At 34.2% G+C, this 24,367-nt stretch carries 22 protein-coding genes; 8 read left to right on the top strand and 14 right to left on the bottom strand.

Annotated features, from left to right (window positions below; all coding sequences use genetic code 11):
* Window positions 1-228: 228 nt before the first annotated feature.
* Window positions 229-2,094 (bottom strand): TonB-dependent receptor plug domain-containing protein, encoded by a 1,866-nt coding sequence (locus tag BUE10_RS09960; RefSeq protein ID WP_073484695.1) that lies wholly within the window; start codon window positions 2,092-2,094, stop codon window positions 229-231.
* Between the two features lie 68 nt (window positions 2,095-2,162).
* Here BUE10_RS09960 and BUE10_RS09955 point away from each other — a divergent pair, with 68 nt between their 5' ends.
* Window positions 2,163-3,644, top strand: coding sequence for an aminotransferase-like domain-containing protein (locus BUE10_RS09955; RefSeq protein WP_073484694.1), 1,482 nt, complete (start codon window positions 2,163-2,165; stop codon window positions 3,642-3,644).
* Window positions 3,645-3,921: 277 nt separating this feature from the next.
* Here the strand turns inward: BUE10_RS09955 and BUE10_RS09950 are convergent, their stop codons facing one another.
* The 10 genes from BUE10_RS09950 to BUE10_RS09905 form a co-directional block, all read right to left on the bottom strand.
* Window positions 3,922-5,040, bottom strand: a complete 1,119-nt coding sequence (locus BUE10_RS09950; protein WP_073484692.1) for an ABC transporter permease — start codon at window positions 5,038-5,040, stop codon at window positions 3,922-3,924.
* Window positions 5,037-6,143 carry an ABC transporter permease gene (locus BUE10_RS09945; RefSeq protein WP_073485260.1) on the bottom strand — a complete coding sequence of 369 codons (1,107 nt, stop codon included), beginning with the start codon at window positions 6,141-6,143 and terminating at the stop codon, window positions 5,037-5,039. The genes BUE10_RS09950 and BUE10_RS09945 overlap by 4 nt, the downstream gene beginning before the upstream one ends.
* A gap of 194 nt (window positions 6,144-6,337) precedes the next feature.
* Window positions 6,338-7,078, bottom strand: coding sequence for an ABC transporter ATP-binding protein (locus BUE10_RS09940; RefSeq protein ID WP_073484690.1), 741 nt, complete (start codon window positions 7,076-7,078; stop codon window positions 6,338-6,340).
* A 259-nt stretch (window positions 7,079-7,337) separates the two neighbouring features.
* Window positions 7,338-8,246 (bottom strand): ABC transporter ATP-binding protein, encoded by a 909-nt coding sequence (locus BUE10_RS09935; protein WP_073484688.1) that lies wholly within the window; start codon window positions 8,244-8,246, stop codon window positions 7,338-7,340.
* Complete coding sequence (locus BUE10_RS09930) at window positions 8,246-9,145, bottom strand: HlyD family secretion protein (protein ID WP_073484686.1); 900 nt, start codon at window positions 9,143-9,145, stop codon at window positions 8,246-8,248. Before BUE10_RS09930 ends, BUE10_RS09935 begins: the two co-directional genes overlap by 1 nt.
* Before the next feature lie 7 nt (window positions 9,146-9,152).
* Window positions 9,153-10,418, bottom strand: coding sequence for a TolC family protein (locus tag BUE10_RS09925; RefSeq protein ID WP_073484684.1), 1,266 nt, complete (start codon window positions 10,416-10,418; stop codon window positions 9,153-9,155).
* 65 nt (window positions 10,419-10,483) lie between these two features.
* Entirely contained in the window at window positions 10,484-11,086 is a 603-nt protein-coding gene (locus BUE10_RS09920) for a TetR/AcrR family transcriptional regulator (RefSeq protein ID WP_073484683.1), read from the bottom strand.
* A 171-nt stretch (window positions 11,087-11,257) separates the two neighbouring features.
* Window positions 11,258-12,448, bottom strand: a complete 1,191-nt coding sequence (locus BUE10_RS09915; protein ID WP_073484681.1) for an MFS transporter — start codon at window positions 12,446-12,448, stop codon at window positions 11,258-11,260.
* Window positions 12,449-12,513: 65 nt separating this feature from the next.
* Entirely contained in the window at window positions 12,514-13,095 is a 582-nt protein-coding gene (locus tag BUE10_RS09910) for a TetR/AcrR family transcriptional regulator (protein WP_073484680.1), read from the bottom strand.
* Window positions 13,096-13,236: 141 nt separating this feature from the next.
* Window positions 13,237-13,665 carry an NUDIX domain-containing protein gene (locus BUE10_RS09905; RefSeq protein ID WP_073484678.1) on the bottom strand — a complete coding sequence of 143 codons (429 nt, stop codon included), beginning with the start codon at window positions 13,663-13,665 and terminating at the stop codon, window positions 13,237-13,239.
* Window positions 13,666-13,759: 94 nt separating this feature from the next.
* Here BUE10_RS09905 and BUE10_RS09900 point away from each other — a divergent pair, with 94 nt between their 5' ends.
* From BUE10_RS09900 to BUE10_RS09890, 3 genes are all read left to right on the top strand, one after another.
* Window positions 13,760-14,668 carry a helix-turn-helix domain-containing protein gene (locus BUE10_RS09900; RefSeq protein ID WP_234984730.1) on the top strand — a complete coding sequence of 303 codons (909 nt, stop codon included), beginning with the start codon at window positions 13,760-13,762 and terminating at the stop codon, window positions 14,666-14,668.
* A 72-nt stretch (window positions 14,669-14,740) separates the two neighbouring features.
* Entirely contained in the window at window positions 14,741-15,571 is an 831-nt protein-coding gene (locus tag BUE10_RS09895; protein WP_073484676.1) for a Rossmann-fold NAD(P)-binding domain-containing protein, read from the top strand.
* Between the two features lie 4 nt (window positions 15,572-15,575).
* A complete protein-coding gene (locus BUE10_RS09890; protein WP_073484674.1) occupies window positions 15,576-15,965 on the top strand; it encodes a DUF5367 family protein in 390 nt (129 codons plus the stop codon).
* A 52-nt stretch (window positions 15,966-16,017) separates the two neighbouring features.
* Here the strand turns inward: BUE10_RS09890 and BUE10_RS09885 are convergent, their stop codons facing one another.
* Window positions 16,018-17,454: a glycosyltransferase family 2 protein gene (locus BUE10_RS09885; RefSeq protein WP_073484672.1), complete on the bottom strand. Its 1,437-nt coding sequence runs from the start codon at window positions 17,452-17,454 to the stop codon at window positions 16,018-16,020.
* Between the two features lie 543 nt (window positions 17,455-17,997).
* Between BUE10_RS09885 and BUE10_RS09880 the strand changes: the two genes are divergently transcribed.
* Genes BUE10_RS09880 through BUE10_RS24215 form a run of 3 tightly spaced genes read left to right on the top strand, consistent with a single transcriptional unit; the run spans window position 17,998 to window position 22,106 of the window.
* The gene (locus BUE10_RS09880) at window positions 17,998-18,447 is read left to right on the top strand and encodes a response regulator (protein WP_073484671.1); all 450 of its coding nucleotides are present in this window, start codon (window positions 17,998-18,000) and stop codon (window positions 18,445-18,447) included.
* A 10-nt stretch (window positions 18,448-18,457) separates the two neighbouring features.
* Entirely contained in the window at window positions 18,458-20,347 is a 1,890-nt protein-coding gene (locus BUE10_RS24220) for a PAS domain-containing protein (RefSeq protein WP_073484669.1), read from the top strand.
* Window positions 20,348-20,378: 31 nt separating this feature from the next.
* Complete coding sequence (locus BUE10_RS24215) at window positions 20,379-22,106, top strand: PAS domain-containing sensor histidine kinase (protein WP_317043639.1); 1,728 nt, start codon at window positions 20,379-20,381, stop codon at window positions 22,104-22,106.
* 104 nt (window positions 22,107-22,210) lie between these two features.
* Here the strand turns inward: BUE10_RS24215 and BUE10_RS09865 are convergent, their stop codons facing one another.
* Together BUE10_RS09865 and BUE10_RS09860 are read right to left on the bottom strand one after the other, a co-directional pair.
* On the bottom strand, window positions 22,211-22,627 hold the full coding sequence (locus BUE10_RS09865) for a lipocalin family protein (protein WP_073484665.1): 417 nt from the start codon (window positions 22,625-22,627) through the stop codon (window positions 22,211-22,213).
* A gap of 131 nt (window positions 22,628-22,758) precedes the next feature.
* Window positions 22,759-23,784, bottom strand: coding sequence for a hypothetical protein (locus tag BUE10_RS09860; protein ID WP_073484664.1), 1,026 nt, complete (start codon window positions 23,782-23,784; stop codon window positions 22,759-22,761).
* Between the two features lie 377 nt (window positions 23,785-24,161).
* Between BUE10_RS09860 and BUE10_RS09855 the strand changes: the two genes are divergently transcribed.
* Window positions 24,162-24,353, top strand: coding sequence for a hypothetical protein (locus tag BUE10_RS09855; RefSeq protein WP_073484662.1), 192 nt, complete (start codon window positions 24,162-24,164; stop codon window positions 24,351-24,353).
* Window positions 24,354-24,367: the final 14 nt, after the last annotated feature.

Raw genomic sequence — 24,367 nt, 5'->3', positions numbered from 1 at the left:
TGTTTCATAGGCTGCAAAAACAGAGGTCGGACACATTTACGTTCCGTAGGAACGTTTGATATGCCAGATTATTAAAAAACGATGTCAAAATCAAACGTTCCTACGGAACGTAAACGATGATAATAATATAATTTCTACCTATGAAATGTTCCTACGGAACAAAGAATATGTAAAATAAAAAGGGGCTGCTCCGACTTTTGAGACAGCCTCTTTTTTTTGCCTTTGTATTTAAAAAGTAACAAATTTTGCACCTAAACTGAACCATCTTGCCGGCAAAGGAAATGCTCCAATTTCATAATAGGTAGTATTGAAAATGTTTTGTGCATCAATAAAAATGATAAACTTTTTAATAGACTGACTAATTCTTACGTCATTAATCCAGTAAGAAGCTCCCGTAACTCTTTCGTTAAAACGAGTGGCCAATAATACGGAGAAGTCTTTATGTTGAAAATCTATCGTATTGGTTACCTGATGTTTTAAAGATGAAATTAAATATTTAGAATACGGTTCGTCGCGCGTATCTTTAAATTTAGAATCTAAGTAAGAATATCCTAAAGTGAAATTTAATTTTGAAACATCAGAAATATCAAATCTGTACGATCCGCGCATGTTGATTCCGTTTGTAATTAAATCACCATAATTTTGACTTTGCCACGGCACCGTTGTTACCATTCTTGTCCAGTCGATATAATTGCTTATTTCTCTGTAGAAATAATTCATGTTTAAGTTTAAAGATTTTCTGTTGAATTTAAACCCGAATTCACTTTGAAAAGCATTTTCTGATTCCAAATCAGGATTTCCAATATTTCCCGGACGCTGATTCAAGTACAAGTCTGTAAACGAAGGAATCCTTTGACTAGTCCCCACATTAGCAATAACCTTAAACTCGTCTGTCAACTCGTAACTTGCATCAAGCCCTGGATAAATCTGCCATTTATAATCGGAATTATAATTTAAATATGTACCTACATTCACGTTCAGTTTCTCAAACAAATACGTTTTGTATTCTGCATAAATCCCCACATTTTCACGATCGTGATCGCCAATATTTGAAGAATGAATATCTTCATTTCTAAATTCGGCACCAAAACCAATTTCTCCTTTTTCAGTTTTGATAGAAGAATTTAATTCTGCCGCAATAGAATTAGTATAATGCTGGCTTCTTCCAGCATTCAGATTATTATTTCCTAAATATCTGTAATCATCATAATTGTATCTGTACGTAACTCTTGGCATAATTTTCCAATTGTCTGTAATAGAATGTTTCGATTGAATATTAGCAAAAGTTGTCTGCACCACTTCCGTAGAATTTTTATCGCCCGGCGCAGCATAAAATCCGTTGGCTCCAAATCCGTTGTTTACGTAACCAAACGAACCTAAAATTTCGTTTGAATCATTCACCTGAACATTTCCCTGATACAAGATTTTATTGTTTTCAAAACCTGTATTATAGCGGTATCCGTTGCTTTTATCGTGCGATGCAAAAATAGAGTGCTGGTGCTTTTCTTTTCCTAAAACAGCTCCAACCTGAACTCCGGTTCCAAAAAATGTATCTCCCGTATCGTCAGAATCTTTCTCAAAATTAGAACCTGCATAAGTGCTTAGTAAAACTCCTGATTTGGTTGGCTTTTTAGTAATAATATTAATTGCCCCCGTTAAGCTGTTGATTCCGAAGATTCTCGCGGCCGGACCACGCAAAATTTCAATTCTTTCAATTGCTTCAACCGGAAGAGGCAGATTAAGCATATTGTGAGCCGTTTGAGAGTCTATTATTTTCGCACCATTTAACAAAACAACAGTCTGCTCAAAACTTCCTCCGTCTACACTTATATCAGCCTGTCCTCCAAAAGGTCCTCTTTGTCTTATATCAACTCCGTTTGCATATTGCAAAACTTCCTGAAGTGTTCTTCCCGGTAATTTTTTAATCGTTTCGTTACTAATAACATAAACGTTTCTGTTTTGTTTTGAAATTGGCGTGCTTAATCGGTTTTCATGGATAATTACCTCATCAATTTCTATAATCGAATCCTTTTTTGTCTGGGCATAAAAGTTGGTACATATTAATGCTGTAACAGCAAAATAGATTTTTTTCATTCTGGGTTTAATTTTTTTTGCAAAAGTAGTACCTTGCCGTACTAATCAAGTATACCAGTTTTGTAATTATGAGTGGTCCGGTTCAAATTCCTTTTAAAAGCTTTATCCTGCTTAAGCCCGAAGAAAGCACGGCAATTTACCTGCAAATCGTTTTTGAATTTATAAAAGCGATACAAACAGGATTTCTTCCCGAAGGAACAAAACTTCCGGGAACACGCATTTTATGTAAACTTTTAGCCGTAAATAGAAACACTTTAATAAAGGCTTTTCAGGATTTAGAATCGCAGGGCTGGATTGAAACACTTCCTAATAAAGGAACTTTTATCCTTTCTCAGCACAAAGAAAAAAGCAACGCCGAATTTATAATTCCAAAGGAAAATAAAACGCAGGAAATCAATATTGGTTTTGAATTCAAACGTTCGACCATTCTTGAAAACCCTACCGAAACCAGCACTCTGCCGTATCAATTTAATGACGGAATGCCGGATTTAAGATTGGTTCAAAATGATATTTTGGCGCGGCTTTATGTTTCAAAATTAAAGAGACAAAAAACGTCCAAAACATACGAACAGATTCAAATTCGGTCGCATTTAAATTTTAAAACGCATTTTTCGAATTATTTAAATCTTACTCGCGGTTTACGAATTGCTACCGCAGATTTATTGACGACAAGCAGCCATGAAATTAGTTTGTATCTGGTTACAAAAGTGTTAATTTCTCCCGGCGATAAAGTGGTTGTGGCTTCTCCCGGATATTATATTTCAAACATGACGCTGACGAATACCGGAGCGCAGATAATTACAATTCCGGTTGATCAGGACGGAATTGATACCAATCGGTTAAAAGAAATTTGTGAAGAAACCAAAATCAGGGTTTTATACCTGACTTCTAATTATAATTATCCAACCACTATTTCTTTAAGTGCCAAAAGAAGAAAGGAATTACTGGAACTCGCCAATCAATACGGATTTGTGATTCTGGAAGATGATTACGATTTTGATTTTCATTATGATAATAATCCTATTTTGCCTTTAGCTGCTTTTGATTCGAATCAAAAAGTGGTTTATATTGGTTCATTTGGAAGATCGCTTCCATCTGGATTTAGTTATGGTTTTGTGGCTGCTCCGCCCGAATTTATTACTGAATTAGAAAAACACCAAAACATTCTGGAACCCGGAATTGATGTTTTGAAAGAACAGGTTTTAACCGAATGGATTAACGAAGGCGAAGTGCATCGGCTTTCGAAAAAAAATAAAAAAATCTACAAAGAACGCCGGGATTATTTTGTTTCCTTATTGAATGAAAAACTGAAAGGCAAAATTAAATTTAAAGTTCCTGCGCGCGGTTTGGCGGTTTGGATTGAATGGCTTGATAAATTCAATTTGATTACACTGCAAAAAGAATGTGCCAAAAATGATTTGTTTCTGCCCAAAACCATTTTATACCAAACAAAAGATGTAACCGCTACAAGATTAGGTTTTGGACATTTAGAAAAAGAAGAAATGGAACAGGCTGTTTCTATTTTGTGCAAATCTATTGAGACGATTTAATTCCTATTTTTAAAACACATAGAAACATAGTTTTTGAGTTTTCATTTTACTCTTTTTTTTAAACATAGCCAGTGGTTTCAACCACTGGGGACGTATCGTGAATTATCCTGCGTCCCAGTGGTTGAAACCACTGGCTATATTAAATACAATGTCATTTTATTCCTTTTAAACATCGCTATTTATGTTTGTTTAGACAAGTGAAACGCCTTTTAGTTCAAAGAATATCTATATTTCTATGTGTTAAATTAATTACGCCCAACAGGTTAAAACATTAATTTTAAGATGTTTTTCTATAATTTAAAACCGCGGCAATATTCAAAACAATGGCAAAACCTACCATAATTATAATATGTTTTTGAACATCTTTAAAACCGCTTCCTTTTATCACAACCATTCGCATAACATCAATAAAATAACTTATTGGATTGAATTTTGAAACGGTTTTTGCCCAATCCGGCATACTGTCTATTGGGGTAAACAAACCGCCCATTAAAACAAAAATCATGACAAAAAAGAACATAATAAGCATCGCTTGTTGCTGTGTGTCACAGATTGTGGAAACCAATAATCCGAAACCTAAAATGGCGAGTAAATAAACGGCTATAAAAGCGTATAAAACCAAAAGATTTCCGACTGGAATTATTCCGTAAAAAATCCAGCCAACTAATAATCCTAATGTAAAAACAACGTTGCCGAGAATCCAGAACGGAATTAATTTCCCTAAAATAAAATGGTATTTTTTTACCGGAGAAACGTTAATCTGTTCAATTGTTCCGGCTTCTTTTTCTTTTACAATATTTAATGCCGAAAGAAAACCGCCAACAAGCGTCACCAAAATAGCCAGGATTCCCGGAACCATATACAATTGGTAATTTAAATGTGGATTGTACCAGTTTGATGATGTAATTTCTATGACAGGCATTGCATTAAAACTTGTTGGAACATTCATTTTTTTTCGCAGTCCGTTATTGTATTCTCTAATAATATCGCTGATATAACCGGCTCCTAATCCGGCTTTTGTTCCGTTAATGGCGTTTACACCTATAAAAAGCTGCTGTTTGTTTTCTTTGATAAGATCTTGTTCAAAGCCATGTGGAATTTCCAGAATTAAATCGGCATTGTCTTCTTCTAATTGTGTAAAAGCCTGTTTATATGAATCGTTGTACGCTCTCAATTTAAAATAACCCGAAGCAATAACCTGATTGATTAAATCTCTTGAATAATCAGATCGATCGTTATCAACCACCGCCAGATTAATATTTTTGATTTCATAATTTGCGGCAAGCGGCAAAATAATAAGCTGAATAACGGGCATTACCATAATTACGGCTAAAATGGCACGATTACGAAATATTTGTTTGAACTCTTTGATGAGCAAAAATTTGATGATTCTCATGACAAACGTATTTTAAAGCTTTTAAGACTTATAATCAATAAGAAAATGGTGATTCCGAACAGGATTAAGGTTTCTTTCCAGACATAGGAAAATCCTAATCCTTTTATCATGATTCCTTTTACGATAATGTAATACCATTTTGAAGGCACAACATTTGAAAACCACTGCAAAGGCAAAGGCATATTTTCGATAGGAAACATAAATCCGCTGAAAAGTAAGGTTGGTAGAAGCATTCCGAGTAATGAAATCAACATTGCGGTTTGCTGCGAATCGGTTTTAACCGAAATAAAAATTCCTAAAGTCAAACAGGTTATGATAAACAAAGTGCTTTCTGCAAAAAGTAAAAGTATGTTTCCTGCAATGGGCAAATCGAGCACAAATACGCTTAATAACAAAATCGAAACTACATTTACCATTGAAAGTAAAAGATACGGAACTGCTTTTGAAAGTATTACCATTAAAGGTTTGAAAGGCGAAACCAAAAGAATTTCCATGGTTCCGGTTTCTTTTTCTTTTACAATTGCAATTGCCGTCATCATTACGCAGACTAACATTAAAACCAAAGCCATAACACCGGGAACAAAGTTTGGCGCGCCTTTTAACTGCGGATTGTATAACATTTTAACTTCAGGTTTTATCTGCAACGGCACTGTATTTTCCTGATTCAATTGTGCCTGATAATCGTTTATAATTGACGTAACATAATTGGTTAATGTTGTCGCATTATTTGGGTCTGATGCATCTGCCAAAACCTGAATCTGTGCTTTATTTTGATGCAAAAGCTGATTATTAAACCCTTCCGGAAATATGACTGCCATTTTTATTTCTCCGGTTCTAAAGGCAGCTTCCAGTTCTTTACTTCCGGCAAGGGTTTTTCTAATTTCAAAATAACGGCTTGCTTCTATTTTGGTAATGATTTCTTGTGAGGCAATGTCTTTAGCATAATCAACTACTACTATTTGGGAGTTTTTTACTTCATTGGTTAAAGCAAAACCAAAAATAAGAATCTGCACTACCGGCATCCCGAAGAGAATCAGCAGTGTTTTTTTGTCACGCAGGACGTGCAAAAATTCTTTTTTTACGAATGTTAGAAACTGTTTCATATTCGGATTATTTTTCTTTTTTTTGAACTTGATCTTCTCCTGCAAGGTTTTCAAAACCTTGTAGGTATGCTATTATTTGGTGTACTTTATATTTAGACCTACAAGGTTTTGAAAACCTTGCAGGATGGAATTCGTTTAGAATATGGTCTATTCTTAATACTTACAAGGTTTTGAAAACCTTGCAGGACGAATAGCTATTCTCCGCGTTTGGCTTCTCTGGCAAGATGATAAAATACCTCATCCATTGTGGTTACGCTAAATTGTTTTTTTAGGTTTGTTGGCGTATCGAGCGCTTCTACTTTTCCGTCGACCATTATAGAAACCCGGTTACAATATTCGGCTTCGTCCATGTAATGCGTGGTTACAAAAATGGTAATTCCGTTTCCGGATGCTTCGTAAATCAAATCCCAAAATTGTCTGCGCGTTACAGGATCGACACCGCCTGTAGGTTCATCCAGAAATACAATTTCTGGTTTATGAATTATGGCGGTTGAAAAAGCCAGTTTTTGTTTCCATCCTAACGGAAGTGAACTTACTCGTTTGTCTGCCTGATCTTCCATTCCTAATTGTTTCAAAAGTGCCGCGCTGTTTTCTTTGATGGCTTTATCAATTAAACCATAAATTCCGGCAAAAAAGGTGATATTTTCCTGAACCGTTAAATCATCGTACAACGAGAATTTCTGACTCATATATCCTATACTTTTCTTTATTTTTTCGGTTTCTTTATAAATATCAAAACCTGCAATTTTTGCTTCGCCGGATGTTGGGTTCGATAATCCGCAAAGCATTCTCATGGCTGTTGTTTTACCTGCTCCGTTTGCACCAAGAAATCCAAAAATTTCTCCTTTTTCCACCTCAAAAGTGATGGCATCTACGGCGGTAAAATCTCCAAATCGTTTGGTTAATGCTTTGCACGAAATTACTTTCTCGTTCATATTTTTTTCTGTTGATTAGTTTTTTAAACACATAGGGACATAGGTATTCTTTGAGTTAAAAGGCGTTTCACTTGTTTGAACAAACATAGATAGCGATGTTTTAAAATGACATTATATTCAATATAGCCAGTGGTTTCAACCACTGGGACGCAGGATAATTCACGATGCGTTTCCAGTGGTTGAAACCACTGGCTATGTTAAAAAAAAACGAGTAAAATGAGCACTCAATATCTATATTTCTATATGTTAAAAAATCAAATTAACTTAAGAGTTTTATAAAGCTGTCTTCAATCGTTACGGCGGCTTCTTTTATCTCTATATTTTTAATTCCTTTTGTTTCCAAAAACTCTAATAAATCTGCTTTGTTTGGATTTTCCTTGAAAGAAAAATGAGCAAATTCTCCAAAAGCATAACTCATTAACCGATTTGGATATAATGCCAAAGCTTTCAAAAGCGAATACATATTATCTGCTTTTACGGCAAAAAGTGCGTCCGGATAATTCTGGATTATATTTTTCGGACTGTCAATCGAAAGAATTTTTCCGTCCTGAATTAATGCAATTCGATCACAAAGATTGGCTTCGTCCATATAAGGTGTCGAAACAATAATCGTAATATCCTGTTGTTTCAGTTTTTGGAGCATTTCCCAAAATTCCTTTCTGGAAACAGGATCAACTCCGGTTGTAGGTTCGTCCAGAAACAAAACATTTGGTTTATGAATTAAGGCGCAGCACAAAGCCAGTTTTTGTTTCATTCCGCCCGATAATTTTCCTGCTCTTCGGGTTTTAAAAGGCTCAATCTGAACATAGATATCTTTGATCAAATTGTAATTTTCTTCAATTGTAGTTCCGAATAATGTGGCGAAAAAATTCAGGTTTTCTTCGACTGTTAAATCCTGATACAAGGAGAATTTTCCCGGCATATAACCAATTGTATTTCTAATGGATTTAAAATCTTTTACCACATCAAGTCCATCAATTGAAGCCGAACCACTATCTGCTAATAAAACCGTGGTCAGGATTCTGAAAATACTGGTTTTTCCTGCACCGTCCGGGCCAATTAATCCAAAAAGTTCGCCTTTGTTTACTGAAAATGAAACATCATTTACAGCAACTTTTTTCTCCTTTCCGTAGGTTTTGGTAATATTTTTTACAATAACCGATTCCATTATTTTGAAAGTTTGAGTTTAATTTCGCCATACATTCCAATTTTCAAATAACCATCATTTTTAACTCTCACTTTAACGGCGTAAACCAAATTGGCACGTTCGTCTTTTGTTTGAATTGTTTTTGGCGTAAACTCTGCTTTATCGCTAATCCATTCTACAACTCCGCTGTATTCTTTATAAGTTTTGTTAGTATCGTCTACAAAAACTTTTACATTGTCGTTTAATTTTACGCCCGGCAATTGATCTCCGGTAATATAAACTCTTAAGTTTATCGTTGATAAATCTGCAATTTTATAAAGTGGTTTACCAATGGCCGCCATCTCTCCTACCTCAGCATATTTTGTCAAAACTGTTCCGTTCGTTTTATTGACAATTTTCGATTTAGCCAGCTGATCTTTAATTTGACTTATCTGAACTTTTAAGGTTTGGGTTTCATCGTCGATTCCGGTTGTGCTGATATTAAGCTGGGTTTGTAAAGCGGTAATTTGTTTTTGAATAACCGAAACTTTTGTCGTGGCATCATCCAGTTGTTTTCTTGTTGCGGCATCGGCTTTTACCAGATTCTGCATGCGCTGCTGATCTAATTTTGCTTGTTTCAGTTCTTCTCTGTAAACATCTAACTGCGAATTGATGTCTGGTTTTTTACTCTGCGTTGCTTTAATTTGTGCCAAAAGCTGATCTTGTTTCAGCGAAAGCTGTATCGTGTCAATATAACCTACGACTTGGTTTTCTTTTAAAATATTACCTTCTTCAACTTTTAATTCTTTGATTATACCGCCCGCTTCTGCCGGAATAATGGTTTCTACGGCTTCAAAAGTTCCTGTTGCATCAAATTCATTTTTATTATCAGAACATGATATTGCTGTTGCTGCTATTAGTATAAATGCTATTTTTTTCATCTTATGCTTAATTACCGGTTATTAATTTTTGTCTGTATTTTGCTAAAAGCAAATCTGTTTCATGAATAATTTTATTTTGCGTTGCGGCGTTTTCTTCGTTTACTTCACGCAGATAATCGCTGGAATCAATTACGCCATTGTCTAATTGTGCCAAAGCTGCTTTTTTAACATTGTTTCTCAGCGTAATAATTTCATTGTCAGAAACCAGATATTCTTCGAGTTTTGTTATTTCTGCACTTTGCTGTTTTATGGATTGATTGGTATTAAAAAGAAAAACTTCTTTATCAACTTCGAGCTGCTGCTTATTAATGTAGATAATCTGTTTTTGTTTTTTATCTGTATAAAGTCCCGTTAAAGACCAGTTTAGCCGTACTCCGCCAATGTAATAGGATTTCCAGCCCACTTCAAGCATATTCAGTCCCGGATTTCCGTAACCGCCCTGCACGAAGAAATTAAACTTTGGTAAATTGGCAATATCAACCGTTTTTTTGCCTAGTTCCAGACTTTCATTTCTGTATTTAAAAAGCTGTAACTCAAGACGATTAATTTCAATTGAATTTACAATATTATCCGGAGTTTCTAGTTTTGTGTTTTGAGATAATTCTAAGTTGATAAAAAGCCCCAGCATATCTAAATAGGCTTTTTTGTAATTGCGGATTCCAATTGCGGTTTGGTCGGCTTTTAGATATTCTGCTTTAAGCAAATCTAAACTGCTTCTGTATGCAGTTCCATTATTCAATTGCGCCTGAACGGTTTTGATTCCGATATTGATATCGTTTTTGAGCAAATCATTTTGATGCAGTTGTTCGTCAAAAACCAATATTCCAAAATAAAGCTCAGTTACTTTTTGTTTTACTGCATATAAATCAACCTGAAGCTGCTGTTCTGAGACTTTGGTTTGTTTTTCTACAACTTCTTTCTGCTGTTTTAAATTTCCTCCGTCATAAAGCAGCTGATTCACTTCTGCGTAAGCGCGATACTGATCTTTATTTAAAATGGGAACCTCAACGCCCGGAAGACTAATTGGCAGTTTGGTAACATCAGATTGATACGTTGCCTGACCAAAAATGTCGAATTTGGGATAATATCCTTTGGCAATGTTATCAATCGTGAATTCGCCGCTTTTGGCAATTAAATCTCGTTTTTTAGATAACGGATAATTTTCTTCTGCTAATGCGTAACAATCCTGCAGTCGTAATAACTTGTCATTTTGCTGTGCATAAAAATGAAATACGGGAAGAAAAACCAGTATAACTACAAATAACCTTTTCATACTCAATTTTTTAATTTTTAATAATTCGTTTTAATCATTTGATTAAATTTAGTCCAAAAAAATAGCTAGGAGTTTATCATAGCTTTAAACCATTGTACAATCAATATTTTTCTTTCTTCTGCAAAATCATTCATTTGACTTGCTGTCGCAACTCCGGCTGATTCTAAAACCGGTTTTGCTATAAAAGGAAAAATACACATTGATAAAAGATTGATAATAAAATGCAGCGGATTAATATCCGGTTTTCTTTCTATCAATTGTTTTATAAAAATGGATTCTGTCAATAATTTTCCGGCTTGCACTTTGTTTCCAAAATGTTCCGGATTATTTCTTATTTCGCTTAAAACAAATAAAGGCAGACCAGGATTTTGAATCAACATTGTGATGTAAGCATCAGCTATCAAGGTCACTTTCTCCTCTATAGAAGTTTTATCGCCATTAATTATGGGTGCAATTACACCAAATAATTTTGCTACTTTCTCTGACATTACCAATTCAAAAAGTTTTTCTTTACTTCTGAAATAATAATTTAAAAGCGCCAGATTAATTCCTGCTTCTTCGGCAATATCACGAGTACGCGTAGCAGAATATCCCTTTTGGGTAAATACTATTCGTGCTGCTTCTTTTATTTTTTCTTCGGTACTTGCGTCTTTGCTTTTTGAGGCCATATTGTTGTAAATGTTCGGCAAAGATATAAATGTTTTTGAATTAAACAACAGATTTAATCAGTTGATTAAAAAATATTTTTAAACTAATGATAAGGCTTTGAATCAATTACGCAAAAAATCCCTGTAAATTCAAGATCTGCAGGGATTTTTTATTTATAATTTCTTTGAATGTTAATTTTTCAATCTGTATTTATTGAAAATGATAAAAACGATACCTACAATTGCGATCAAAGAAATGTTTGCCAATCCTAATAAAAACTGGCTTTTTACAGCGTATATATTCACAAAACTGTAGCTAAAAAGAGCGCTTACCATATAGGCTCCTCCACCTGTTAATCCGCTGGCAACTCCGGCATTTTTTGAAAATCGGCTTAAACAATAACCTAAAACAATATTGTATATAAAACCTCCGCAGATATTCAATCCCATTGTAAAAGCAACCAAAGTATAAATATTACTTTCTAAAGAAGAGGTAAAAATCATCAGCAAAGCCAAAATCAGCTGAATGGTTATCGCAGTTCCCACTTTTTGTGCCAAAGGTTTTTTGATCATAGATTTTGCAGTAATTCCGCCAATCATAACTGACAATCCAGATAATAAAGCACTGTAACCCGTTGTTATGGCCGAATATCCAAAAATGCGTTCTATTATAAACGGACTGGTTAAATTGAACATGATAACGATTGCAAAAGTGATTCCCAGAATTACAAATCCTAAAGTAAAATCAGCCGATTTCAGCATGTTTGAATAGGTATTGGTAATTGCCTTAAATTTAAACGGATGCAGTTCTTTTATGCTTTCTCCGCTATAGCGAAGTTCTAAAAGTAAAATAAGTAATGATAATCCGCCGAGGAAATAAAAATTAGATTTCCAGCCGAAACTATGTTCCAGATATCCGCCTAAAAATGGGGCCATAATGGGTGCACTTGCCCAAATGATGGAAAACAAACTAATGTAGCTTTTTAATTTTTCGCCTTTAAATAAGTCAACAAAATAAGCACGTTTTGAGATTACAATAAAAGCAATGGCGATTCCCTGAATAATACGCATGGCATATATTACAAAAATATCCGGAACGAGTGCAATAACAAAACTGGTTATTGAGAACACGGCAAGTGATGCAATGCTGATTTTAAAACGCCCGAAACTGTCTAATATACTCCCTATAAAAATTTGGCTGATGCCGAGGCTGAACATAAAAAACACTAACGTAAGCTGAATGGCCGATGCCGAAACATTTAAGTCTTTTGCCATTGCCGGAAGTGAAGGCAGATAAATATCTGTTGCAAACCCTGATAACGGAATTAAGGCTAAAGCCAATATGGTACTGAATCCTTTGTGATCCTCTTTTAAATTTCTCATTCTTATTATTAATTTATTTATTACAAAACAGACCAATCGGTCTAAAATATTTTAAAAAAAATATGTTAAACAACATATCTTTCAAATTCATTTTTTAAGATTTCTAAAACAACTTCCATTTGGTCGTTGTTATCAAAAACTTTTCGGCACAAAATAGCGCCTTCTATCATCGCAAATGCCATTATAGCAAATTTTTCAGGGTTGATTTCTGCCAAAAGTTCTTTGTTTTCAACTCCCAATTCAATTATATCCGTATATCTTTTATGCGCTGAGAGAATAGCTCTTTTTACCTGCTCTTTTATAGCAGGGTTTGTATCATCTGCTTCAATTCCAAAATTTAAAATTGGACAGCCGTCCATCATGTTATCTTTATTTTCATAAACAGCCAATAATTTATAAAGCTTTTCTCTTGCTGTTTTTCCCTGCGAAACCGCATTATCTAATTTTGCCGCTAACTGCGATCTTAAATACAAAAACGATTCTTTACAAATTTCTTCTTTGCTTTCAAAGTTTCCGTAAATACCGCCTTTTGCCAGTTTTGTGGCTTCCATAATATCACTTAGAGAAGTTCCGGCCATTCCTTTTTTATTGATAATCGCAGCCGATTTTTCAATAATAAACTGTTTTGTACGTTCTGCTTTACTCATAATCTTTTTCATTTTGACACTGCAAATTTAGACCGATCGGTCTAAATTTGCAAGCTTTTTTTAATTTATTTTTCATAAATCATTAAAAGTCAAGCAAAATCAATGGTTTGTATTTCTGTTTTAAAAGAGAAAAAGAAGTAATTATTGAAGAAAATAGTCCGTTTTTAATTTTTCAAAAGCGATTTTATCGGTAGGAAGAACGAGTGGACAAGTCTCAGAATTAATATCAAACCATTCTAATTTTTCGATAGTGGAGATTTGAACATCTAATTCTTCCATATTAAGAATCTTAACAAGATAATAAATCGTAAAAATCTGCCTATTATCTTTCATTCTGGATACTATAAAATTTTCTTGTGTATAAATATGTTTTACAACTTCTATTTTTAAGTTTAATTCTTCCTGAAATTCTCTGTGCAGGCAGTCAATTGTTCCTTCGCCAAATTCAAGTCCGCCTCCCGGCAATTTGCAAATATTTGATCCGGCATAGCTTTCGTGCAGCGCTAAAACTTTATTGTCATTTACACAAAACGCATATACCCTGACGTTAAATCCAATTAATTCGCTCATAAAGTTTTAATTAATAATTTGCAGTTTTACAAAAATAAGCAATTGATCGCCGCTTCTCCATACTATCTATTTAAAAAATAAATGGTAACTTTTCATGCTTTTTATTCAAACCTCAACTTCAATTATGACAACCGATATTATAGAATTACATGATTGTATTGTTTTAGTAGAGCAATCTAATACTACAAAAACTATCGTCCAAAAATGTGAAATTGACGGAGACGCTGTTGGTTTTGCTTTTTATGGTTCAGGCAATGTTGAGTTGGAAATTAAACATAATAATCAGACCAAATATTTAATGAATACAACGGGTTTGGCAATTTGTTTCTTCGGAAATCAAAAAGTTGAATTCTCTCATAAAATTGAGCCAGACAAGCCTTTACAGTCCATTAGTATTTTTACAAAACTGAAGAATCTGAATTCGCTTCCACAGGCCGAAAGAGAGATTTTCGAAAATTATTTACCGCAGTTATTAAACCCGAAAGAGCATTTTGTAAAAGGCCCTTCTTTTTATATGACGCTTGAAATGCAATTGGCGGTTCAAAAAATCTTTAATACATCATATACCGGAAATACACGTTTTCTGTTTTTAAAAAGTCAGATAAATGAACTTTTGGCACATTTCTATGCGCTGCTAGCTTCTGAAAAAAAATCGGAATTATCAGAGATAGATAAAAACAAACTTTTTCAGGCTAAGGAAATTGTAACGACGCATTATTCTACGCCGCCTTCGATAACTCAATTATCACAAATGGTGGGTTTAAACAGTAACAAATTAAAGAAGAATTTTAAAGAACTTTTCGGGATTCCGGTTTTTAAATATGTTCAGGAAGAACGGTTGAATAAAGCGTATGAATTACTCCGCGAAAGCGAAAAAACAGTTCAGGAATCGGCATGGGAAGTTGGTTATGAAAGTCTGAGTTCGTTTTCGAATGCTTTTCATAAAAAATTCGGAATGCGTCCAAATGATGTAAAACAGCAATTCTTTTCAAACAAATTATAATTCTTTTACGACAAATGATTCTTATTTAATCTTGGCAACTTTGTATCAGTAATCATTTAAAAAAATATTGATATGAAAACCAAAATTTTAGTTCTGGGTTCTACCGGAAAAACAGGAAGCAGAGTTGCAGCAAGATTAGAAAACAATGCTGAAGTTGAACTTCGTTTAGGTTCACGAAATGAGAAAATTCCATTTGATTGGGAAAAACCAGAAACCTGGGAAAATGTTGTAAAAGATATTGAAACGGTTTATATTACTTTTCAACCAGATTTAGCAGTTCCTTTTGCTGCAGATGCGATAGAAAATTTCACTAATCTTGCCACAAAATCAGGTGTGCAGAAAATAGTTTTACTTTCTGGAAGAGGTGAACAAGAAGCGCAGGTTTGCGAAGAAATTGTAAAGAAAAATGCCAAAAACTGGACGATAATCCGCGCCAGCTGGTTCAACCAAAACTTTAGCGAGAGTTTCTTTTTAGATCCAATTCTGTACGGGATTGTCGCTTTGCCAAGAGCTGAAGCACTCGAACCTTTTACGGATGCTGATGATATTGCCGATGTTGTTACAACTGCACTTTTAGACGAAAGTCATAACGGAAAAACGTATGAATTAACCGGTCCAAGATTATTGACTTTTAAAGATGCCGTAAACGAAATTGCCAATGCAAGCGATAGAAATATTTCTTTTCAAGGCATATCTTTAGAAGAATATACGCAGATGCTGAAAGAATATCAAATTCCTGAAGATCATATCTGGCTGGTAAATTACCTTTTTGAACAGGTTTTAGACGGAAGAAATTCGAGTGTGACTTTTGATATTGAAAAAGTACTGGGCAGAAAAGCGAAAGATTTTAGCGCTTACGCGAAAGAAACAGCCAAAACCGGAATTTGGAATCCTGAAAATTAAAAAGATGAAATATATCAGAGCATTATTTTCCAGCATTTTGGTTTGGCTGGCCGTTAGTATATCTTTTTATATTTTAGGATTTATTCCCGTTGTAAAAGATTCCTTTTTCCGGCAGTCGGTTATTTTGGCGATTTGTATTGTGTTTTTCGCTATTGGCGGTGCGAAGTTTTATTATCTAAAAAATTACAAAATGAGCGGTTTACAACTCGGGATTATAATGTCTCTTACGGCTTTATTTCTGGATATTATTATTACGGTTCCTTTGGTAGAAATTCCTAAAGGAAAAAGTTATGAAAGCTTTTTTACAAGTCCCACTTTATGGATTTTGGTCTTTATTAATACGGTTTCCGTTTTTCTTTGGCGAAAGCTAAACAATAAAAAAACTCCTGTTTAGTGGTACAGGAGTTTTTCGGATTAATATATAATAGAGTAGTCAATGGAATTTATTATCCTCGTGTCAACCATCCTTTTTTACGAACTGTAATGATTGAGTATGGCGCAATCCAGAACAATGAAAAGGTATAAAAAACACTATATGAATAAGCCCAGAATGCTTCGCCTAAAGAATATCTTTTTGCATAGAATAAAACTGAAAAGCTTGATACTAATAATATTCCTAAAAGTGCAGAGCTAATGAACAATAATGGATGCGTTGCAATAAAATAGAACATGAATATAAAAAACGGATACGTTAAAATGATTCTCAAAGATTGTTCTGTAAACAATAATCTTGCTCCTAGTTTAGATTCTTTTCTAAAATCTTTCCAAACATATTTTGCCATCATAATGTTTTCACGAACATTGCTTCTTCCCCATCTTATAAACATTTTGTACAATCCTGTATAATCTTCAGGAACGTTTGTTAATACATAAGCATTACGCTGAAACAATACGTGATGTCCTTGTTTTAAGATCATATTGGTCATGGCACGGTCTTCACCGATGTCTGATGGCTGTCCCATAAAAGTCTGGTCAATCCATTCTGGCAGGCAGGCAAAAACAGCATTTCTTTTGTAAGCTGCTAAAGCTCCAGGTGTACAAAGTACAGAACCTAGTGAACTTTCGGCAGAGCGCATGAATTCAAAACTCATTACAAAACTTACGTTTAGCATTTTTGGTAAAATGGCTTTTTCATTGTTTAAAACCTGAACGTTTCCTGCAACGGCTCCGCATTTTTCGTCAACTACAAACGGACTTACTAAGTTTCTTAAAGTATCTTTTTTAACGATTGAATCAGAGTCAACAGTTACAAAAATTTCTCCTTTTCCTAAATTAAATCCACGGTATAAGGCGTGACGTTTTCCTTTGTTTTGCGGCTGCTGGAAAATAGAAACACGATCTCCTAGTTTTAATTTTGCTTGTTGAATCCAATACCAAGTGTCATCTTTACTTCCATCGTCAATTGCCAGAAGTTCTAATTTATGTGCCGGAAAATCACTTTCGGCCAAACTCATTAAAGTTTCATACACTAATTTTCCTTCGTTGTAAGCCGGAACAATTACGGTACATGTTGGCAGTAATTCATCAGATACAGATTCGATTGGTTTGTATTTGAAATACAAAACTACGTTGTACAAAAACATTCCGCCTTTAAAAAGAAATAAGGCTACGGTAATAGCAAGAAAAATCATCCCTCCGGTTGAATTTAATCTTTCTAAATGCAGCTGATCAAAATCGGGCTGAAATTGAAGGACTAAAAGAGATCCTGCAATTAATAATAAAAATGTTGCGGCAAGAACCATGAAACCAAAAAGGCTTTTTGGTCTTTCTATATGTATTTTGGTTGAGTTGTTGTTTATTTTAAAAATAGATGGGCTGATTACTTCGCTGCTAATATCGCCTCCTGCATAAAATTGTTTTGAAATAATTGTTTCGCTTTCCATGTCCTGTTTGTTTGTATTAATTCTCTAAAATGGCTTTTATCAAATCATCTTTTTTTGCATTTTTCTGAATAAACATCAAAAAATATTAAAGAGTGACATGTTCCCAATTTGCAAGCGTTGTGCCATTTAGGTTTTAAACTGAATTTAAGCGGTTTACGAATTATCACATAAAATGAGGTGTGTAATATTTTTACACTTTGTAGAATGTTTATACAGTTTTTTGTGTGTAAACAGTAGTAAAATAAGGGATTTTTGCAGCCGAGAATAAGTGTCGCAGAATATAAAAACGCACCATTAATTCAAAAATTGTATTTGATTTTGATAGTTTTCAAAATTTAAAACCTGTTTTTTAAAATTGAAAACTTTTACTTACAAAAAGATTTTAATACGAATTATTAAGACAGAATCTTTTCAGATTTTAATTTAAATGAGTTAATTTTATGGGTATTTAAGTAATTTTCCTGCGAAAATTAATTTTATTTTAGCGGGAAACAATTCATTTTTTGTTTCTATTTTTTATTCTTTAAAAACATTTTACACTGCATGAACCAACAGATTTACAACATTTTACTTGCTGATGACGATGATGATGACTGCTCTTTCTTTGAAGAAGCTCTTGATGAATTGTCGCTTGCAACAACTCTTGTAACTGTAAATGACGGAGTCCAGTTAATGAGTTTTTTAGATGAGAAATCCGGAGAACCTCTCCCTGATGTTCTTTTTCTGGATTTGAATATGCCCAAAAAAAATGGATCTGAATGCCTTACAGAAATCAGACAGATTGAAAGATTAAAAGATTTTCCCATTATTATATTTTCAACTTCTCTTGATACCAAAATTGTAGATGTTACCTACGATATGGGCGCTACATTTTATATTCGAAAACCCGGTGATTTTTCAAAACTAAAAACCGTTATTGAAAATGCACTTATCGCAGCTTCTCAAAATAATTTTAAACAGCCTGAAAGAGCGCATTTTATAATTCAACCCTAATTTATTTTGAATGAGCCAAGAACATAAGGGACATTATTTTCTAGCCGATGGCGGTGAAATGGGGGAATTAATTCGGTCTAAAGACTGGAGCAAAACTCCTTTAGGTGATCCTGAAAACTGGCCTCAAAGTCTGCAAACCCTAACTTCTGTTATGCTCAATAATCCTTTTGGAATGTACATTGCCTGGGGAAAAGATTTTACACAATTATATAATGATGCTTTTTTAAAAATTATTAGTTCTGAGAAACATCCACAAGCTTTAGGAAATTCTCCCAAAGATACTTTCTCAGAAATCTGGAACATTACAGAGCCAATGTTTGAAGAGGCTATGCAGGGAAAATCAGTTTCTTTTCCTGATTTTATTGTTCCTTTAAACAAAAATGGGATTGTAGAAACTTGTTATTTTGATTTTTCTTATTCTCCCATACGAATTGAAAATGGTGAAATTGGCGGTGTTTTAGTAACCGTTGTTGAAACTACTGCAAAGAAAAAAGAAGTTATAGATCAGGTTGAAGCGCGTGCGCAGCTTCAGGAAAGCGAACAAAAAATAAGACAGTTGGTAGAAAATGCCCCTTTTCCTATTGCGGTTTATGTGGGTGAAGAAATGCGCATTGAACTCGCTAATGAATCTATTATAAAAGTTTGGGGAAAAGGCGATGATGTAATTGGAAAATCCTATCGCGAAATTCTGCCGGAGCTCAATAATCAATCTGTTTTTGAACAGGTTCTGGGTGTTTTAAAAACTGGAAAATCTTTTCATAATAAAAATGCCCAAATTGATTTAACGATCAACAATAAACTCGAAACTTTTTATTTCAATTATAGTTTTACACCATTGTTTGATACAAACGGAAATGTATATGCGGTTATGAATACAGCTGCCGAAGTTACTGATTTGCATCTTGCTTCTAAAAAAATTGAAATAGCAGACAAACGCTTCCGTGATACGGTAAAACAGGCGCCGCTTGGAATTACTATTCTACGCGGCCCGGATTATATTGTCGAATCGGCAAATGAATCTTATCTTAAACTTGTTGCACGAGAAGAAGAAAACTTTGTGGGCAAACCATTATTTGATTCCCTCCCCGAAGTTAAAGACACGGTTGATTCCTTATTAAAAAATGTTGTAGCAACCGGTATTCCTTATCATGGTAATGAAGTTCCGGTTCCCTTAAACCGATATGGAAAATTAGGTATTTGGTATTTTGATTTTCTTTATCATCCTTTAAGAGAAGAAAATGGTGAAATTACAGGCATAATTGTCACGGTAACTGAAGTAACTGAAAAGGTCGAAGCCCGTAAAAAAATAGAACAAAACCAGGAACGCTTAAATATTATTGTTGAAGCCAGCGAACTAGGAACCTGGGAATTGAATGTAAAAACACGCGAGCCTCGTTATTCTCAACGATATCTTGAAATTATTGGCGGTTACAAGGAAGAAATTATGTTATCGCACGAACAATTGCTCCAGCATTTGCACCCGGATGATATGCATATTAGAAACAAAGGTTTTAAAGATGCGCTTAGATCAGGAGCTCTTCATTATGAAGTACGAACAATATGGCACGACAAATCGATTCACTGGGTTGAAGGAAAAGGAAAAGTTTTTTACGACGAAAATCATAATCCGGAGAAATTAATTGGAACGCTTAGAGATATTACAGCCGAGAAAAAGCACCAGCAGGAATTAGAACAAAGCGAAAAAAGATTCCGCAATCTTGTAATGCAGTCTCCTGTTCCAAAAGCTATTTTGAAAGGCAGGGAAATGGTTGTTGAAGTGGCTAATGTAGCTTTACTAACAACTATTTGGAACAAAAAAGAAAGTGACGTTCAGGGTAAAAAATTATTTGAAATTTTCCCGGAACTTCTCACTCAAAAATACAGTCAATTATTAAAATGAAGTTTTCACGACCGGAAAAACACATTCTGAAATTGAATCACCAATATTTATTAATGGAGACAATGGCGAAAAGCTGTTTTATATTGATTTTGAATATGCTCCTATATATGAAACAAACAATAGTATTTCTGGAATTAGAACTACATTAATTGATGTAACGGAAAAAGTTGAAACCCGAAAAAAAATTGAAGAAAGTGAAAACCGTTTCCGCTCGTTAACAGAAAGTATTCCGCAGTTAATCTGGGAAACCGATGAAAAAGGAAATGCATTATTTACTTCTGGAAAATGGGAAGAATATACCGGAATAAAACCTGCCGGAGAAGCGGAATGGAAAGCGATGATTCATCCTGATGATTATGAGGAAAATATTAAAATTTGGACTCATAGTTTAGAAACCGGACAAGTTTACAGAACTGATGTAAGGGTTTTAAGAAAAGACGGAAGCTACAGATGGCACGCCGTTATTGGCGAACCTGTTCTGGATGATGATGATAAAATTATTAAATGGGTTGGTGCTTTTACCGATATTCATACCGAAAAAGCTTTTACACACGAACTGGAACAACAAGTTACAGCACGAACCCGAGAGTTGAGCCAGATGTATGAATCACTTAAAAAAAGTGAAGAACGTTATCATTTAATGGTCGAAGAAGTTCAGGATTATGCGATTTTGTATTTAAACCATAAGGGAATTGTTGAAAACTGGAATGTGGGAGCCGAAAAGATTAAAGGTTACAAAGCACAAGAAATAACCGGAAAATATTTTGGCGTTTTCTATACACCGGAAGACCAGAAAAATAATCTGCCCAATACATTGCTTGAATTAGCCAGAGAAAAAGGCCGTGCGGTGCAGCAAGGCTGGCGCGTGCGTAAAAACGGAAGTTTGTTTTGGGCAAGTGTTGTAATTACAGCTGTTCATAATAAAAACAATGAAGTAATTGGTTTTTCGAAAGTTACGCACGACTTAACAGAGAAAAAGAGAGCCGACGATAAAATTAAATTGAATGCTTTAGAACTGGAACAAAAAAACGCCGAACTGGAACATATGAACAAAGAGCTTCAGTCTTTTGCTTATATTTCAAGTCACGATTTGCAGGAACCGCTTCGGAAAATTCAAACTTTTGCATCGCAGATTCTGGATAAGGAATTTCAAAATTTATCAGATTTAGGAAAAGATAAATTCAAAAGAATGCAAAATGCTGCGCAGCGTATGCAGACTTTAATTAATGATTTGCTTTCGTATTCGAGGACAAATATTCAGGAAAGGGTGTTTGAAAAAACGAGTCTTTCTAAAATCATTGATGAAGTACGGGAAGATCTTAAAGAAGAACTGGAGCAAAAAAATGCCGTGATTGAAAATAATGATGTCGGTGAAATTAATATTATTCCGTTTCAGTTTAGACAACTGCTTTATAATTTAATCAGCAATTCACTTAAGTTTGCAAAACCAGATATTCCGGCTGTAATAAAAATTAACAGCGAAATTGCAAAAGGTTCCCATTTTGAGGAAGAAGCTTTAGCAAAAGAAACTAGTTATTGTCATATTACTATTTCAGACAACGGAATTGGTTTTGAACCGCAATACAGCAAAAAAATCTTCGATGTTTTCCAGCGTTTACACGGAAGAGATCAGTACACCGGAACCGGAATTGGCCTTGCAATCGTAAAAAAAATCGTTGAAAACCATAACGGAATTATTACAGCAAAAGGCGAACAAAATAAAGGCGCTTCTTTTGATATTTATATTCCGCTGGAATAATTCTTCAACTAAAATTTATAAAAAAACGGAAATAACTTTACTAAGTCATTTCCGTTTTTATTCCTGATTCTCCTGAATTAGGAATATACCTTAATACCTATTTCTTATCTGGTATAAACTGTAATTATACCTGTAGCTTTGTCTTTAATTTTCAGCTCTTTATTAGTAAGGTTCATAATGTCGCTGGTTGTACTTGCATTACCAATAGTAATCGTTAAATCGTTATGTGATCTTACGTAAGTTCCTGTTGTTTCTACTAAAGCACAATTCTCACCGCTGTAATCACCTATAACTGCTGCATTACTTAATTTTAGTTCTAAATAATCTCTACTGCATCCACTTTGGTTTTGCGGAGCATCCACTAATACTTCATTTCCATTTTCAATCGTTCCGGTTTTACTTAAATTATATTTTCCTGCTAACGGTACAATTGTTTCTCCTTCATTATCATCGCTGCTGCAAGACGCAGCAAACATTCCCAAGCTTAAGGCTAATACGAATAATATGTTTTTACTTTTCATGTCGATTTGTTTTTTATTGATTTAATTTAATAATGCTAAATTAAAAGTATAATCTTACAGAAATTTCCATGATTTTAAGTTTATTTTACATAAAACGCATTTATTTCAAAAAACTAATGTTTTTTAAGGGATTATTTTTTTACTACATATTTATGGATGATATAAGGAGTTATGGGTCTTAAAGCTCTGCCGTTTTCCGGATGCATTCCATGTGTGTTAAAAAACTCAACACTATCTCCCACTTTAGCGTACCAAACAACAGCTTTTTCGTTTTTAAAAAAGGTTGTTGTATCGCAAACCTTAATCCTTCGAAGATCAATAATTCTTTCATCATAAGGTTCAGGCGCGTTAAATGTTCCTATTCCTTCCATTTTCAAATCACAGCTTACTTCTTCATAATGGTTGTCAGACCATTGCATGCAATCCTTTTTTTGTAAAGCCAAATAAATGATAAAACATAATACAACAAGAACAGCTGTGATTCCTGAATACCACCATATTTTAGTTGGTGGTTTCTTGCCTGTGTTGACAAAAGTTAATATAGGAAATGATGGTTCCGTTGACGCCGATTCTTGATTTTGAAATGATTCAGTTTTTTCAGCCTCAAAAGTTGGTTCTAATTCTTCATCTTGAATCGGTTCAGATTCCTCACTTTGATTTTCTTCTGGCTCTTCAATTTTCGGATCAATAACATTTTCCTTTTCCACCTCATCAATCAAATCATCAGAAGGATTTTGTGGATTAAAAAATTTGGTATCTCTAAGATCATCTATTAATTCTAATTCATCTGGATCATTTTGTTTTCTAAACTCGCGAAAAGGTCTTGGCTGAAGATCTACAAGTATTGCAGCCAATTGAATTGTATCTTCAGCAGGCTTCTCTGTTTTACCTAAAAAAAATCTTTTAACCGCTTCTAATTTATTCATCTCTTCATCTCCAAACAAATTCTTTTTATCCTTATCAAATGGAACATCAAAAAAAGATTCAAAAGCACTTAAGTCATCTTTATTATTGTTTGACTTGAATCTTTTAACACACAATTTTCTAAGATTTGCTGTAGTTGGAGAACTTAAATTATTAGAATGTTCCCCTTCTACTTCCTCCTCATATTTAGCTTTAATAGCTTTTTTATAATCTTCAAAAGTATAGTTTGACATAGGCATTTTAAACTTTTTAAAACTTTTTCTAAAGTACTTTATTCTACTTTTTACTACTTCTTAGAACTTATCCCGACTTTAAAAAAATATATTAGACTTTCCTGACTTTCTGATCAATGCAGGCTCAAAGCCGTCGTTACTTTGCCTCAACAAAATTAGTTAGCGCTTTGATCTGCAGGTCAAAAACAAATGTACAAAACTAGTTTATTCAAAAAGTGCGGAAAACCGTAAGACGGAGTTTATTCCGGGAAGTATAGATAAAAATCTTACTGTTCTACGCACTTCACTTCCCAAACAAATTTGGTATTGCACACAACCAAAAGCACGGAAAAGTTCCGGCCAGCAATGCCTTTGTCTAATTTTTAAACTTTAAAAAAATGAAAACTCTATATTTATTGGGAGCGTGCGCGCTATTGTCAACTACATTATTTTCTTGTACTGCTGACGAATTTGATACAACGAGTAAAAAAACTGAGATAAAAAGAGATGTCGTTCGAGACAGCATACAAGCAGATGTACCACCAGATGGTCCCGGTGATGCACCTATAATTGTTCCACCACCAAAATAATCTGAATAAGATTA

The sequence above is a fragment of the Flavobacterium sp. CF108 genome, from assembly GCF_900129795.1.
In the GTDB taxonomy this organism is placed as follows: domain Bacteria; phylum Bacteroidota; class Bacteroidia; order Flavobacteriales; family Flavobacteriaceae; genus Flavobacterium.
Note: the sequence above shows the minus strand (reverse complement) of the source record. Positions and strands in the feature narration are given on the sequence as shown.